14 protein-coding genes are annotated in these 14,859 nt (G+C 40.2%); 3 read left to right on the top strand and 11 right to left on the bottom strand.

Going from position 1 to position 14,859, the window contains the following annotated elements; all coding sequences use genetic code 11:
* Position 1: 1 nt before the first annotated feature.
* Positions 2 to 427 (bottom strand): hotdog family protein, encoded by a 426-nt coding sequence (locus KHB02_RS15600; RefSeq protein ID WP_213148231.1) that lies wholly within the window; start codon positions 425 to 427, stop codon positions 2 to 4.
* Positions 428 to 604: 177 nt separating this feature from the next.
* On the opposite strand from KHB02_RS15600, the gene KHB02_RS15595 reads away from it, so the two are divergent.
* Positions 605 to 916 carry a hypothetical protein gene (locus KHB02_RS15595; protein WP_213148230.1) on the top strand — a complete coding sequence of 104 codons (312 nt, stop codon included), beginning with the start codon at positions 605 to 607 and terminating at the stop codon, positions 914 to 916.
* Between the two features lie 61 nt (positions 917 to 977).
* Here the strand turns inward: KHB02_RS15595 and KHB02_RS15590 are convergent, their stop codons facing one another.
* Positions 978 to 1,661, bottom strand: coding sequence for a BsuPI-related putative proteinase inhibitor (locus KHB02_RS15590; RefSeq protein WP_213148229.1), 684 nt, complete (start codon positions 1,659 to 1,661; stop codon positions 978 to 980).
* A gap of 134 nt (positions 1,662 to 1,795) precedes the next feature.
* Complete coding sequence (locus KHB02_RS15585; protein ID WP_213148228.1) at positions 1,796 to 2,578, bottom strand: HAD family hydrolase; 783 nt, start codon at positions 2,576 to 2,578, stop codon at positions 1,796 to 1,798.
* 118 nt (positions 2,579 to 2,696) lie between these two features.
* Between KHB02_RS15585 and KHB02_RS15580 the strand changes: the two genes are divergently transcribed.
* Positions 2,697 to 4,376 (top strand): multicopper oxidase family protein, encoded by a 1,680-nt coding sequence (locus tag KHB02_RS15580; RefSeq protein ID WP_213148227.1) that lies wholly within the window; start codon positions 2,697 to 2,699, stop codon positions 4,374 to 4,376.
* Positions 4,377 to 4,438: 62 nt separating this feature from the next.
* Here KHB02_RS15580 and KHB02_RS15575 read toward each other — a convergent pair whose 3' ends face one another.
* From KHB02_RS15575 to brnQ, 8 genes are all read right to left on the bottom strand, one after another.
* Positions 4,439 to 5,704, bottom strand: a complete 1,266-nt coding sequence (locus KHB02_RS15575; protein ID WP_213148226.1) for an MFS transporter — start codon at positions 5,702 to 5,704, stop codon at positions 4,439 to 4,441.
* Positions 5,705 to 5,952: 248 nt separating this feature from the next.
* Positions 5,953 to 6,168, bottom strand: a complete 216-nt coding sequence (locus KHB02_RS15570) for a hypothetical protein (protein WP_241113891.1) — start codon at positions 6,166 to 6,168, stop codon at positions 5,953 to 5,955.
* A gap of 94 nt (positions 6,169 to 6,262) precedes the next feature.
* Entirely contained in the window at positions 6,263 to 6,808 is a 546-nt protein-coding gene (locus tag KHB02_RS15565; RefSeq protein ID WP_213148225.1) for a GNAT family N-acetyltransferase, read from the bottom strand.
* A 149-nt stretch (positions 6,809 to 6,957) separates the two neighbouring features.
* The gene (locus tag KHB02_RS15560; protein ID WP_213148224.1) at positions 6,958 to 7,830 is read right to left on the bottom strand and encodes an SDR family oxidoreductase; all 873 of its coding nucleotides are present in this window, start codon (positions 7,828 to 7,830) and stop codon (positions 6,958 to 6,960) included.
* Positions 7,831 to 8,046: 216 nt separating this feature from the next.
* Positions 8,047 to 9,477: a sigma-54 interaction domain-containing protein gene (locus KHB02_RS15555; RefSeq protein ID WP_213148223.1), complete on the bottom strand. Its 1,431-nt coding sequence runs from the start codon at positions 9,475 to 9,477 to the stop codon at positions 8,047 to 8,049.
* Positions 9,478 to 9,621: 144 nt separating this feature from the next.
* A complete protein-coding gene (locus tag KHB02_RS15550; protein ID WP_213148222.1) occupies positions 9,622 to 10,407 on the bottom strand; it encodes a 3-hydroxybutyrate dehydrogenase in 786 nt (261 codons plus the stop codon).
* Between the two features lie 20 nt (positions 10,408 to 10,427).
* Positions 10,428 to 11,867 carry a GntP family permease gene (locus KHB02_RS15545; RefSeq protein ID WP_213148241.1) on the bottom strand — a complete coding sequence of 480 codons (1,440 nt, stop codon included), beginning with the start codon at positions 11,865 to 11,867 and terminating at the stop codon, positions 10,428 to 10,430.
* A gap of 326 nt (positions 11,868 to 12,193) precedes the next feature.
* Positions 12,194 to 13,564, bottom strand: coding sequence for a branched-chain amino acid transport system II carrier protein (brnQ, locus tag KHB02_RS15540; RefSeq protein ID WP_213148221.1), 1,371 nt, complete (start codon positions 13,562 to 13,564; stop codon positions 12,194 to 12,196).
* 352 nt (positions 13,565 to 13,916) lie between these two features.
* On the opposite strand from brnQ, the gene KHB02_RS15535 reads away from it, so the two are divergent.
* Positions 13,917 to 14,846: an endonuclease I family protein gene (locus KHB02_RS15535; RefSeq protein WP_213148220.1), complete on the top strand. Its 930-nt coding sequence runs from the start codon at positions 13,917 to 13,919 to the stop codon at positions 14,844 to 14,846.
* Positions 14,847 to 14,859 lie beyond the last annotated feature (13 nt).

Here is a 14,859-nt window from a genome sequence, read left to right as displayed (position 1 = left end):
CCTATGAACTTTGTTTCGGCAGTACAAGTATGACCACCTGTCCTTTAACCACTTCGTTTCCCTGCTGGTTGTAACAGCTGACCCTTTGTGTTACCCAATTCCTTGTTTCGTTAATATCAATAATTTCGAGCTCCGCTGTAATCTCATCTCCCACATGGACTGGGTAATAAAAAACCAGTTCCTTTTGCAACAAAATGCAGGCGTCTCCCGGCAGCTTTTGGCTAATGACCTGGGTGATTAAGCCCTCGGTCAATAACCCTGGAACAATTGGTTGGTCGTAAAAATTTTTCCAGACATTTTCATTTACTTGATAAACTGGGCTAAAATCCCGTGTCAACTCATTGCATAATTTGACATCATCATCTGTAAATACTCGTTTTAAGCGAGCGATTTGTCCGATAAATAACTCATCAATCGCTATATTCATCTATTTCATCTCCTATTGAAAAAATATTATGAATATTTTTTATAATTTAAGGGTAACAGATACTCATCCATCCGTGCAATACTCAATCCCCATTCACAACTGTGTTAGGTTTTATAATTATTGAATATTCAACGCCGCCACGGCATATCGTTGTTATGACGGAAAGGAGACTAAAGAATGACCATAAGTAAAGAAACAACCAAGAAAATTGATAGTATCGCCAATCAGAAGGTCCGTAACATTGTTAAAATATGCGTGGAGCAAGGCTGCCAATTCAGACCGCATCCCAGCAATCCAAATATGATAAATTTGTTCGATCCAATCCGAAGGAAAAATATTATCGGCGATATAAATATTGCAAGTGAAAGAGGCTATTTTACCCTTGAAGTGAAGGGCGGAAGGTTCAAGTCATTTCGTAATGAAACACATGATTTAGATATTGACCGGGCAGATTTCGAAGAACGGGTGCTTAAAAAGCTGAAAGGCTGATTGGTTAAAAACTAAGGGGCAGTGATATCTAAAATCGCTGTCCCTTTTATTAATATATTTTTTATAAAAATTTTTCAATTACCTTTTGGCCATTTTCATTTTCTTTATATAGAAATGTTACGTTACTTCCCTCTTTAAGGGCTAATATTTGTTTTTGGGCTTCATCAGATAATTGGAACGCAGTTTTCGTGCCATTCATATCAATCTCAATGGTATGTGGGTCGATTTGTCCAACATATTTGCCAGAACCGTCGAGAGCGGCTTTTTCCACAAGTAAATCCATAACAACCCTCGCCTGCTCCTCTTTTGCTGTTAAGAAAACCTCCAGCTTATACTTGCCATTTTTCAAGTCGGTGATGGTAAATTCCTTGGCGATTTCTTCATTGTTTTCGAGATTTACTTCCTCCATGGCTTGAGTTGACATAACCTCTTCTGAATATTGTTTCACCTTTTTTCCAGACTCATCATATACGATATAATCCACTTGTAAGCCATTTGAAAACGTTAATTTCTGGGCTTTACCGGAAATATTCTTTACTCTGTAATTCACGTTAATTCCCGGCCCTTGCTCAATAATTTCAATCCTTGGAAGGAAACTTGCTGCAATCTCATTTTGTTTAGGGGCTGCGGCTTTTGGAGCTCCTGAACTGCCATTCGTCTTATCCCCCACACCTGAACCGCAGACTGCTAAAAGACCAATAGCTAAGGCAGAGGTTAATATGAAAATCACACTTTTATTTCTCATTTTCACGATCCCCTTTTTGTAATTATTTGGTTTCAGCATAATAGTCGCTTAAAGAAGAGGGGAGGTTACACCGTATTAAAGAAATTGGTCTTTTAACATAAAGAAAGCCGCCCGATTAGGCAGCTGATCTTTTTTTATAACTTCTCCAATATCGTAAAAAGCTCTTCTAAATGGTGAATCTCGAACGTAGGTATGACTTCATTCCGCTCTTTATTGTGGCGGTTAATCCAAACGGATTTGATCCCGGCACGGTTTGCCCCAAGAATATCGGTCATTAGGTTATCCCCCACCATGATGACTTCTTCCTTTTGCATAGACAGGCGTGACAAGGCATGTTCAAAAATCGTTGGATCTGGTTTTCCTCTACCAAAATCACCTGAGATGACGATTTGGTCGAAGTATGGAACCAATTCTGGAGTAATGGTTAGTTTCGTATTTTGCAAGTCTGGTGATCCATTCGTTAATAGTAGAAGCTGGTATTTCCCTTTTAACGAATCTAGTGTTTTAAACGTTTCCTCATATAAAAACGGCAGCTTTCGGCGCTCGGCTGGGAAACGCTCCGCCAATTCTTGTCCAAATTCTGGGTCGTCAACCCCTAAAGCCTTAAGACCCGCCGTCCAAGCGTCTTTCCGGTAACCAGGAACCGTATCCTTCATTTTTCTAAAATCATCGTGATCATCTAGGAAATTACCCCATAGACCTTCAAAGGGATTGATTCCTATCATTTGTGTAAAAGGATAAAATTCATAGGAAGAGTAGAGGTTTCTAGCAGCCTCTCTGACAGCCTCCTCCAACTGGTCCGAATCTAGTCCATATCGGTCTTCTGCAACCTTACATGTAGCCACAAAGGCTTCCTTTACACTCTTCTGATCCCACAGCAACGTATCATCCAAATCAAAAAAAACTGCTTTAATCATGCTGGCGCCTCACTTTTTGTTTTTTTAACTAGTTTACCATTTTTTCAAAAAAAGAAAACTGAAAACTTCCTATATTCATAATCTAAAAAAGAGGTTTTAAAATAAGGAGGAATTATATTTGCCTTTAGACAAGTTTGTAGATGCATTGCCAATACCGTCAGTCATAACCCCCGTCGGGAACAAAGATGGAAAACCGTACTACGAGGTAGAAATGAAGCAGGTTCAGCAAAAATTACACCGTGACCTAAAACCGACGACTGTTTGGGGTTATAACAGCATGTATCCAGGACCTACATTTGAGGTTCGCAGGAACCAACCTATTTATGTTAAGTGGGAAAACAAGCTGCCGTATGAACACCTGCTTCCGGTAGATAGAACCGTGCATGGCGCAGAACTGGACCGACCATCTGTCCGGACAGTTGTACACTTACACGGTGGTCGTAATCGTCCGGAAAATGACGGGTATCCGGAAGCCTGGTTTACCCGAAACTTCAAAAACGTTGGCCCTAAATTCTTGCATGAAGTTTATTATTACCCAAATGGCCAACGTCCTGCTACACTCTGGTATCATGATCATGCGATTGGAATCACCCGTCTGAATGTTTATGCAGGGCTAGCCGGGTTTTACCTTATTAGAGATGACGAAGAGGAAATGCTGAATCTTCCACGAGGAAAATATGAAATCCCGTTATTGATTCAAGATCGATCGTTCTATCTTAGCGGTGAGCGGTTTGGTGAATTATTCTATCCTTCCCAGCCAAACCAGGCAGCGCCGCCGAATCCTTCACCGCCAATTGATTCAAGCTTACCCAGACCATCTGTCGTCCCAGAATTTTTCGGGAATACCGCTCTTGTGAATGGAAAAGTCTGGCCCTTTCTCGAAGTGGAACCGCGCAAATACCGCTTCCGTATCTTGAATGGCTCCAATGCCCGATTTTATCGACTACGATTAAGCTCTGGCCAAGAGTTTATTCAAATTGGGACAGATGGCGGATTTCTTGAGAAACCAGTTATTGTACCACATAGGCAAGGGCTGCTGCTTGGTCCAGCGGAACGTGCAGATGTGATTGTCGACTTTTCCAAACATGCAGGTCAGAAAATCACCCTAACAAATGATGCGCCATCACCATTCCCAAGCGGCAATCCGCCTAATCCAGCACTTCCGCAAATTATGGAGTTCCGTGTTAGTAAAAACCTTACTGAACCTGACAAAAGTGTCATTCCAGCAACATTATCTTGTTTGGAGAGACTTAATCCAAAAGGTGTACCTGTACGGCAGAACATTTTGACTGAAATAGATGACCCAGAATTTCCAGGTCGTTTGAAACCATTGCTCAATGACATGACCTGGAGTGAATTACCCATTACAGAAACTCCGTATAATGGCACAGTGGAAATTTGGGAGCTCTACAATTTAACAGGAGACAATCATCCAATGCACTTACATCTTGTGCATTTTCAGGTTCTCAATCATGCTCCCATTACAATTGATAAAAATAAACATATCACACACGTCGGCCCACCACGGGAACCATCCGCGAATGAAAAAGGCTGGAAGGATACCGTTGGGGTGAATCCCAAAGAAGTTACTCGCATTATTGCCCGCTTCGGACCTTTTACGGGAATTTACCCTTGGCATTGTCATAACCTTGAACATGAGGACCATGAAATGATGCGGCCGTATGAAGTACTCCAAAATCCTGAATTTGACCCACGTATTCCAATTCCAGGTCAATGCCCTGATGACTCGTTTACTCAAAGCTTTGAAAAGGAGGGCCAAGATGAGTCAAGTATTTGACTTCCCCCCTCTTCTAATGAAAGAACCTAGCATTATCATGAAATGCTAGGTTTTTCCAATATTTATGCATGCAATGTTTTTAATTCTTTCTCTTCCTTACTAACGATTTGCTTCGGAAGCAACCCGCTAAAAATGGCAGCCAGTGCGAGAATGATAATCGAAAAGTAGAAAGAAAGATTATAATTTCCTGAGAGGCTATACCATAAACCTGGTAAGTACGAACCTAATGCCGAACCTATTTGATGGCTTAGTGACAACATGCCCAGGATAAACCCTACAGAATGATTTTTAAAAAATTGAGTTGCCAGTAATTGAGTTGGCGCTACCGTTGCAAAGTCGACCAATCCAAACACAACGGCAAAAGCCAGCAGCATTGCCGGGTTATAAGTATTTAAAAGAATAACAATGGATAAAGCTCTTACCGCATACAACCCGAACAGTATTTTTTTGCAGCTCCATCGATCCGCAACGATACCTGAAAGTAAAATACCAATAATGTTAAAAGCAGCCAGAATGCTCACTGCAGCACCTGTTACACCTGGTGAAAACCCACATAAATTAGAAATAGGAATTAAATGTGTATCCATTAATCCTGTCGTGGTAAATCCACAAACTCCAAACGGTAAAATTAAAAACCAAAACTGTCTTTGGCGGAAGGCTTCCCAAATAGAAAAATTACTATTTTGATTCGCATCACCAATTATCTGTTTTTCTTCTTTCGCTTTTCCGCCAATTGGCAGTATACCTTTCTCTTTAGGGTCATTGCGTAATAATAAAAGGACAACAGGAAAAACAATAACTGCCAGAAAAATACCTAAAATAACAACTGTTACTTTCCAATTCAACCAGTTTATTAACAGTAAAGATCCTGGTACAAGCAGCATTTGCCCTGCTCCAAATCCTGCTTCGATAATCCCTAAGGCAAGGCCGCGTTTTTCATTGAACCACTTTGTCACAAGTACCGTTGCCGCAACATTGGATGCTCCCCCCACTCCGATGGAAACGAAGATGCCGTAAAGAACAAACAACTGCCATGGCTTATTGATAAAGGAGGTTAAGAAGATACTCACTCCAACCAATAAGGTACTCACCGATAAAATCAACCGTGGCCCCAGCTTATCTACGAGTCTCCCAATCACTGGCTGCGAAAGACCATAAACAACAAAGCTTAATGTAGATATAAGGGAAATAGTCCCCCTATCCATGGAAAAATCTTTTTCCCAAGGCTGCACAAATGCTCCAAACGCAAGGCGAACTCCTTGAACAGCCAATAAAGCTAAAAATGTAATAAAAATGATTATCCAAGCATAATGGAATTTTGCTTTCATAGAATTCACCTCATTTATAAAGTAATTTAGTTTTGTCCCCAATTTCCGCCAAATCAAAAATTTCACAATATTAATAGTATTCACTGTACTATGATAACACTTTTCTCCTTTAAACAAATAAAAAAGGTACTTTCCCTTAAAAAGGAAATGTACCAATTAGCAATATTATTCTCTTCCCAACCGTATACAAATGCATTAAAGCCATAAGCTAAAAAGGTATAAACTTTTCCTGTAACTGTCCCGTAAAATTAATATAGAAACGGATAAGAACCTCCCGGCGGTCTCCAAGATGGGATTCCTTGAAACCCCGGACCTGTCATTGGCTGTTGATAATATGGATTGTGATTAGGATTGTGAGAAGGCGAGTAGTGATGTGGAACATGGCTAAGCGTTGAGTGATTATATTCGGCAATACAACCTCCAGTTTGTCCAGGATATGGACCAGTTGTAATATGTTGTGTCAATCTTCACACCTCTTTTCCACGAAATTTAATTTATCATATGAAGACAAGTTTCACTTTGTTACTTTCATAAAAAAAACACCAAATAGCCTTTTGATTACACATTAAACCTTCCCATCAAAAAAGTATTATAGTAATTCCCATCGGAAAGAATTTTGTCCTTTTTTAAAATGCCTTCCACTTCAAACCCATATCTTTGATAAAGCTTAACAGCCTTACGATTTGTTTCAAGAACACTTAATGATATTTTCTTAATACCGTTTGAATCTGCCCAATGAATGGATTCTTCCAATAGTTTTTTCCCAATGCTATGTCCCCAAAATTCTTTTAAAACACAGATTCCAAATTCCACTTTATGTGACATTCTTTTCAGTTGAGTCCCTTCACATCTAGAGAAACCTACAATTCTATCATTTGCTTCTGCCACTAAAAAAAGATTATTTTTCCGTTCGGTATCCGATCTAATAATCTGTTTGAAGCCAGATTCATCTATGTATGCTTCTCCTTTTTCTCTATCCATATTTTCTGTTTCACCATCAATCTGCAATCTAACTTCAGATAAGTTTCTGGCATCCTCTTCCTTTGCAGACCTAATGATATAAATTAAATTATTTATTTCAAATTCCTTTGGATTCACTTTCATTAAAATCTGTCCCCCATTTTCAGCTTAGTTGCCCTTACTATAATACTCCCATGCCCACTTTATTTCCTGCTTGATAACATAGAAAAGCGTTCCTGTTCGAAACAGAAACGCAACTTTTATCTCCACAAATCATTGAAATTTGAGTTTTATTATTTTGTTAGGGTGATACCATTAACGATTTGTGATAATGCTTCGTTTATTGAAGTAGCAGGTCGGCCGATAAGCTTTTCGAAGTCGTTGCTCTCAACTGCAAGTGTACCTTCGCGAATGCTTCTTTGGATGTCAACAAGCATCGGAATTAGAAAATCTGGCAGGCCAGCACCTTTCATAATTTCAGCATAAGCAGCGTCATCTACCTGTTGCACACTTACTTCTTTACCCAAGACATTGCCAAGAGCAGAAGTCAATTCTTGCTGAGTTAATAGCTTACCGGAAAGTTCGTAGATTGTGTTATCGTGTCCTTCACCCGTCAGTACCGCAGCTGCAGCCTCAGCATAATCCTGCTGCAACGCCCAGCCGACTTTACCTGATTCCGCAGATGTTACCCATGGAGCACCTGCGATGACGCCTTGAATACTTGGGATTTCGTTTTCTAGATACCAGTTGTTGCGTAAGAAGGAGTATGGGATGCCTGTTTTCACGATTGCCTTTTCTGTTGCCTGATGTGTCGGAGCGAATAGGTTATTACTTTCCATGGCGTTCGCTAAACTAGTATAGGCAATGAATTTAACTCCCGCACGTTCTGCCGCAGCTACTGCATTGGCATGCTGGCGTATTCTTGTTTCATTGTCTCCATCTGCAGAAATAATTAACAAGCGGTCGATTCCTGCAAAAGCAGTATCCAATGTTTCTGGAAGGTCAAAATCTCCGTGGCGGACTTCCACTCCACGAGCGCGCAGACCTTCTGCTTTCTCCGGATTGCGAACACTGACAGCAAGTTGGTTTGCGGTTACAGTTTTTAATAAATTCTCAACGACTTTTGAGCCAAACTTTCCTGTAGCTCCTGTGACTAATAATTTCATTTTGATTCCTCCGATATAGTTTTATTTAAGAGTCCATTTGTAACAAATTTAATTACCTGTAATCATAATAGTTACAATATATTTTTTTGTCAACAAATAAATTTTGTTCTTTCTATTAAAATAAAATTCACAAAAAAAGACTTACTCATTAAAATTTCGAGTGAAGTCCTTGATAATATGATGGATTTCTTTAGTTCCTGTATTGGTTAAATCTTGTTAATTTATATCATATAATTTACATTTATCATAAAAACTGGTTTTACCGATTTCCAGTAGTTTAGCCGCTTCTAGTTTATTACCCTTCGTTACCACTAAAGCTTGTTCAATTGCTTGTTTTTCTGCTTGGACGAGTGTCTCCTTCAATGGGAGAATATTCTTCGGTTCCGTTGACAAGATATTGCTTAATGAAACAGTTTGTTCATTATGTAAGTTACCTGCGTTTCCCCCCTCGGTTTCTCGATCGCGCAAATATAGGGGCAGGTGCATTAATAGAATGGTTTTTCCATCAAGCACATTGATCGAACGTTCTAATACATTCTCCAATTCGCGAATGTTCCCCGGCCAAGAATGCTGCATCAATCTTTCTGTTACTTCAATAGACAGCTCAATACCATTTCGGAAAAATCTTGCTTCTAATTTCTTCAATAACCGCTTCGCAACCGCAGGGATATCTTCCTTTCTCATCCTAAGCGGAGGAATATCAATTTTAATAACATTTAATCGGTAATATAAATCTTGACGGAAATCCCCTTTTTCTACCATTCTTTCTAAATTCCGATGGGTGGCAGCAATAATCCGCACATCCACAGGGATAGATTTATGACCTCCGACTCGGACCACTTCTTTTTCCTGCAGCACTCTTAATAGTTTACTTTGCATCGTGAGCGGCATGTCCCCAATTTCATCCAAAAACAACGTCCCGTCGCTTGCTAATTCAAACTGTCCCTTCTTGCCGCCTTTTTTCGCGCCTGTAAACGCACCATCCTCATAGCCAAACAATTCCGATTCAAGCAGGTGCTCCGGGATGGAGGAACAATTAATGGCCACAAAGGGAGCGGCCGTCCGGTTACTGTCATGATGAATCGCATGTGCAAATAACTCCTTTCCGGTGCCTGATTCACCGATCAATAACACCGATGAATCGCTCCTGGAAACTCTTTGAGCCAATGTTTTTGCTGCAAGAAAATTAGGGCTGTCCCCAATTAAGTCCTGAAAACTATATTTACTTTGCAAATCCCTTTGAACTTTTGCTTGATAATAGTTTAATTCATCAACAAGGCTTTGGATCTTACTTTTATACATACGCCATTCTTCAGGATTACGGAACATGACATTTCCTACGGCACCAACAATCTGTTCCTCTTCAACAATTGGAAATCGATTAGCAATCATTTCACTGCCATTTATTTGTTGGACTGAGGCCAGTTCCTTCACACCTGTTTGGGCAACAATATGCATCCGTGAGTTTTCAATCACATCCTGTACCTGCCGGCCAATCGCCTCTTCCATCGTGGTGCCGATAAACTCGCAATATCCCTCGTTAATATATAAAATAATCCCGTTATCATCGACAATAACCACACGTTCTGCTAATAGATTGATAATTTGCTCATGCCAGCTGTTTGGTACTTTGTCAAATGCCCGCATCGATTGCCTCCCTTATAAAAACTCGATAAATTTATTATAGCAAAATCTTAATGAGTTTTTTGAAAATTGGAAGATTTGTAAAAAAAAGAGAATCCCGCTGACACGGATTCTCTTGTACTATGTTAACAATTACACTGATACCGTCTACTGCGCTGTATACCCTCCATCGAGAACAACCGCCTGACCTGTTATCCCCCTGCCTTTGTCGCTTGCTAGAAATACTGCATAATCCGCAATCTCGGATACGGATAAGAGCCTTTTTTGGGGGACAAGCGGATAAATGACTTCCTCGAGGACACGTTCTAATCCGACATTTCTCGTCTTGGCCAAATCAACCAACTGTCCCCTTACAAGCGGTGTATCAACATAACCCGGACATAAGGCATTGACCGTAATTCCGTACTGGGCTCCTTCCAATGCGGCTACTTTCGTTAAGCCAATCACCCCATGTTTCGCGCTGTTGTAGGCCGCTTTCCCGGCAAAGCCAACCAAGCCATTAATGGAAGCCATATTGATAATTCGGCCAAAGCCCTGCTCTTTCATATACGGCAATACATTTTTAATGCCAATAAACGGCGCCGTTAACATAACTTTAATCATTAGTTCAAATTTTTCTGTCGGAAAATCCTCAATTGGGGAAACATATTGCAGCCCGGCATTATTTATGAGAATATCAATTTTTCCAAAAGTACTTCTTGCCAATTCCAGACTATTCTTATATGCCTCCTCATCGGTGACATCACAGGGAGCGGCAGTTGCTTCAAAACCTTGTTCCTTTAACTCCAGCGCCACTAGTTTACTTTTTTCTTCATTTAAATCGGAAATAACAATATTTGCACCTTCTTCAGCAAAAGTCCTAGCAATTTCTAAGCCGATACCGCTTGCCGACCCGGTTACAAATGCTGTTTTTCCAGCTAATGCTTGACTCATATTCAAGACCCCCTAAACTGTTAAGCGATTCCAAAGAGTGAATAGATAGCAATAACCGCAAATACCGCCAATGTTTTAATGACCGTGATGGCAAAAATATCACGATAGGATTGCTTATGGGTTAAACCTGTTACTGCCAGCAAGGTGATGACTGCTCCGTTATGCGGCAGCGTGTCCATTCCTCCTGATGCCATCGCCACAACTCGGTGCATAACTTCAGGAGGAATATTCGCTGCGGCAATCGCTTGATTATACTTTTCAGCCATCGCGCCTAAGGCAATCCCCATACCTCCAGATGCTGAGCCAGTCATCCCTGCAAGCGTAGTTGTCGTAACGGCACCATTCACAAGCGGATTGGTAAAAGTAGTCGATATGCCATCACTTATTTTTGCAAATCCCGGAAGTGCAGCAATCACTCCGCCAAATCCGTATTCAGCCCCTGTATTCATGGTTGCCAAAAGTGACCCGCCTATCGCAGTGTTTACGCCATCCTTAAAGCCCTTCGTAACCCGTTTCCAATCATAGGCAATAGATGTAATAATCCCGACAAGGAGTGCCATAATTATCGCCCAAATTGGAGCAGATACTGCCACATCCACCTTATAGGCATCTAAGCCCAGTGCTGCAAAATCAAAGCCATTCGGATACCACTTTGGAATATTCGTTACAAAAAGTTTATTCGTTACTCCGACCAAAATGAGCGGAACAAAGGCAAGAATTTTTCTTGATAATGACTGTTCGATTGTTAAATCAGGTAGAGCAGGCTCATTGGCACCAAGCTTTTCCTTTTCAATAGCAGCTGCCATTTCCGCTCCTAACCCATAATAACCTTCACCTGCTTTTTCAGCTTTTTTCCGTCTGGATTCCAGATAGAATAAGCCGGCTGCCAAAACGATGATGGCACCAATGATTCCAAGGATAGGTGCGGCGTAGATGTCGGTTTTAAAAAAAGCAATCGGAATAACGTTTTGAATTTGCGGTGTTCCAGGCAGCGCATCCATTGTAAATGTAAACGCACCTAGCGCAATCGTACCTGGAATAAGCCTTTTCGGAATATCTGCCTGCTTGAACATTTGTGCAGCAAACGGGTAAATTGCAAACACGGCTACGAATAAACTAACCCCGCTGTAGGTTAATATTGCCCCAAGCAGCACAATCGACAGCATCGCCCGTTTCGCCCCAAGCCAGCCGACAATTGTCTTCGCAATAGATTCAGCAATCCCGGACATTTCAACAACCTTACCAAAAATAGCTCCCAATAAGAAAACAGCAAAATAAGATTTAATAAATCCGACCATTTTTTCCATAAATACGCCCGAAAAGAATGGCAATACATGGCTTGGTGCAATTAAGACCACAGCCAGGAGGGCACAGATTGGAGCAAACAGGATAACAGAGTAACCTCGGTAGGCCACAAACATCAATAATCCAAGTGCCAATAAAATTACCAATAAATCCATATAAATCCCCCTTGCGTAAAATTCGTAAAGGTCTTTTTCGGAAAACGCTTTCATCCTCGTTTTAAAAAAAGGCCGTTACATTAAATTTATTTGCAAGTTTTATGCCAACTATTCTGAAAATTAAAAATTCCTAATATAAAGGCATAATCAACATATTCACTTAGGAAATATCGATAATTGGTGAGTGAAATTTCCGATTCTACGGAAGCTGTTTTTCCGTTCTTCCGGAAATTCCGCCTATCCGGAAAATTAATCCCTTCACCAATAGGTTTTTTTCAACAAAAAAACGCACTGCCAATGTGCAGTGCATCTTATAAAATTATGCCTTAAACATTATTTTCCCTAAGAGAAATTCGAAAATATTTTTGCAGCTTCACGATTCCAGTGCTGATCGCAATGGCAATGATTGCTGGCAAAAGCCAGCCCAGTCCTTCATTATATAACGGCAGTACTTGTTCATAAAAGGATACAATCGGATCCATCCACCTGAAATTTTCGATTCCTACAAGCTGACAGAAAGTTTTGATACCATCGATAATGCTGACCATAAAGGTTACAACAGTTGCTGAAACATAGACGATCTGCGAATGTCTAAAAAACTTTGATAAAAATGTCAGCAGCATTAGGACAACAGCCAGCGGATAAAGAAACATTAACACTGGAATTGAAAAGTTGATGATGTTTGCTAATCCGAAATTACCAATGATAAGAGATACTAACGAAAAGAAAACAACCCAAATTTTATAGCTGATTTTCGGCATTTGGCCATGAAAATACTCACCGCAGGCTGTTACCAATCCGATACTCGTAGTCAAGCAAGCGAGAATGATAATAATCGAAAGCATGACTGTTCCGACAATCCCAAAATAATAGGTTGCTGTTTTTCCGAGAACAGGACCTCCTGTTTCTAAAAGTCCGAATCGCCCTGTGCTAGTCGCACCTAAGTAAGCAACACCAACATAAATGATTCCTAGGAAAACTACCGCAACCAATCCGGATTTGGCTGAAGCCGACAGAATACCGCTTGTTGATTTAACTCCCATGGCACGAACAGCATTGATAACAATGATGCCAAACACAAGCGATGCCAGTGCATCCATCGTGTTGTATCCTTCCATAAAGCCCTTTACAAACGCACCGTTGGCATATGCTTCTTGTGGTGCTCCAATCGACCCCATTGGTTTAACAATCACCATGACCAATAACACAAAAATGAGAATAATGATGGCAGGCGAGAGGATTTTCCCGATCCGGTCAACCAGCTTAGCCGGATTTAATGAAAACCACAAGGTTATTCCAAAAAATATTAGTGAAAATATGAACAATCCAATGCGGTCCGAGCCCCCGCCGACAAACGGCGCAATACCAATATCATAGGCTACAGCACCTGTTCTTGGTGCTGCAAACAGCGGTCCAATTGTTAAATAAAGCAGCGAGGTAAAGATGATTCCATAAAGCGGATGAACCCTGCTTGACAGTTCCTGCAGATTTCTGCTTCCAGAAACGCCCATCGCTAATATTCCAAGAAACGGCAAACCAATCCCCGTTATAAGAAACCCAGCTGCCGCCTCCCAAACGTTTGTCCCTGCGTTTTGCCCGAGTGATGCCGGAAATATTAGATTTCCCGCTCCAAAAAACAAGGCAAATAACATGACCCCTATTACAAAATACTTCGAAAATGGCAATCTATTTTCCATTAAGGTTAAACCCCTTCATTTCTTATTCACGGATACTAATTTTACTATTCTCAAAATTAAAATGCAATCCATTTCCGTGATTATTTTGATAATTTTAAAATACATTTAAATACTGGAAATACAGAATTAATCATTATTTACAGTAATTTCTTTTTGAAGCTACTTTTATAACACTCAATTCACAAAACAAAAGTAATTTTTCTAAAATAACATTTTACCATAGGGAAATTCAGCCACCCGAGCCATAACCTACGCCTGTTAACACAAAATTTCAAATTATAGCCGTTTTGCCGGAGATATCATTATATAATGAATTTGAAAGATAAATTCTTTTCTCTGGAGTGAGATTTAGATGTCAAAAAAGAAAAAAGTCATTAAGGATAGCACTTCGGAATTTATTGATTTGCATAAACAATTGGCTTTTTTGCGAGATAACAAGCGAAAAATACAGGAAGACAAAGACCTTTATTACGATGAAACAGAAGATTCACTCGATATTGAAAAATACTATCAAACAATCGCGCAACATAACCTTGATGGCGCCACTTTATTTTATAAATACAATGAATTACTAACAAAAACCCATAAAAATCGAATCCCCTATTTTATCAGTAAAGATTTATATCTATATACCTGGGTAGACCTGCACCCAGACGGCAGCGTAAAAAGTATTTACTCCAGTGAAAAAAAGAATCCTGAAACCATCATTATTCAGGATTATCAAATCATCACAGAAAAATATGAAGAATTTCAGGAATTTCTTCAAAAAATTAAGCAAAAGGAATTCGAAACGCTTCACCAATTGAAAGCCTATGAACGAAAATTAAAAGTTAACACGGAACATATTGTCCCCCAATCATGGTTCGGAGCCCTCGAACCTATGAAGGGCGATTTGCATCATTTGTTTGTTTGCGACCCGGAATGTAATATTACCCGCTCCAATTTCCCTTACTCAGATTTACCCAATTTCCATCCCGAATCACCGGAAGAACCGGTTCAAAATAATTGCGGACTCGCAGTCGGGGGAAGATTTGAGCCTGAGCATGGCAAAGGGACAGCAGCAAGGGCAATGCTGTATTTCTTGCTCCGCTATCCGAAGGCAATCAAAAAAGCTTTTCGAATTGAGATAGACCTCTCCACTTTAATCAAGTGGCACAAGACTTTTCCAGTAGGACTTTATGAAATGCATCGCAATCAAACCATTTACCAAATCCAAGGAAATCGGAACCCATTCATTGACTTTCCTAAATTGACTGAACAAATTGAATTCCCTATTCTTTAACTTGTTATTCCCA

It is taken from the genome of Neobacillus citreus (assembly GCF_018343545.2).
GTDB classification, from domain to species: Bacteria; Bacillota; Bacilli; order Bacillales; family Cytobacillaceae; genus Neobacillus; species Neobacillus citreus.
Note: the sequence above shows the minus strand (reverse complement) of the source record. Positions and strands in the feature narration are given on the sequence as shown.

What these genes read in the sequence shown, in the direction of transcription:
- KHB02_RS15585 (WP_213148228.1), bottom strand. Translation starts at nt 2,578, where the DNA reads ATGATTAAAGCAGTTTTTTTTGATTTGGATGATACGTTGCTGTGGGAT.
- KHB02_RS15550 (WP_213148222.1), bottom strand. Translation starts at nt 10,407, where the DNA reads ATGAGTCAAGCATTAGCTGGAAAAACAGCATTTGTAACCGGGTCGGCA.
- brnQ (WP_213148221.1), bottom strand. Translation starts at nt 13,564, where the DNA reads ATGGAAAATAGATTGCCATTTTCGAAGTATTTTGTAATAGGGGTCATG.
- KHB02_RS15595 (WP_213148230.1), top strand. Translation starts at nt 605, where the DNA reads ATGACCATAAGTAAAGAAACAACCAAGAAAATTGATAGTATCGCCAAT.
- KHB02_RS15545 (WP_213148241.1), bottom strand. Translation starts at nt 11,867, where the DNA reads ATGGATTTATTGGTAATTTTATTGGCACTTGGATTATTGATGTTTGTG.
- KHB02_RS15590 (WP_213148229.1), bottom strand. Translation starts at nt 1,661, where the DNA reads ATGAGAAATAAAAGTGTGATTTTCATATTAACCTCTGCCTTAGCTATT.
- KHB02_RS15555 (WP_213148223.1), bottom strand. Translation starts at nt 9,477, where the DNA reads ATGCGGGCATTTGACAAAGTACCAAACAGCTGGCATGAGCAAATTATC.
- KHB02_RS15600 (WP_213148231.1), bottom strand. Translation starts at nt 427, where the DNA reads ATGAATATAGCGATTGATGAGTTATTTATCGGACAAATCGCTCGCTTA.
- KHB02_RS15575 (WP_213148226.1), bottom strand. Translation starts at nt 5,704, where the DNA reads ATGAAAGCAAAATTCCATTATGCTTGGATAATCATTTTTATTACATTT.
- KHB02_RS15535 (WP_213148220.1), top strand. Translation starts at nt 13,917, where the DNA reads ATGTCAAAAAAGAAAAAAGTCATTAAGGATAGCACTTCGGAATTTATT.
- KHB02_RS15565 (WP_213148225.1), bottom strand. Translation starts at nt 6,808, where the DNA reads ATGAAAGTGAATCCAAAGGAATTTGAAATAAATAATTTAATTTATATC.
- KHB02_RS15560 (WP_213148224.1), bottom strand. Translation starts at nt 7,830, where the DNA reads ATGAAATTATTAGTCACAGGAGCTACAGGAAAGTTTGGCTCAAAAGTC.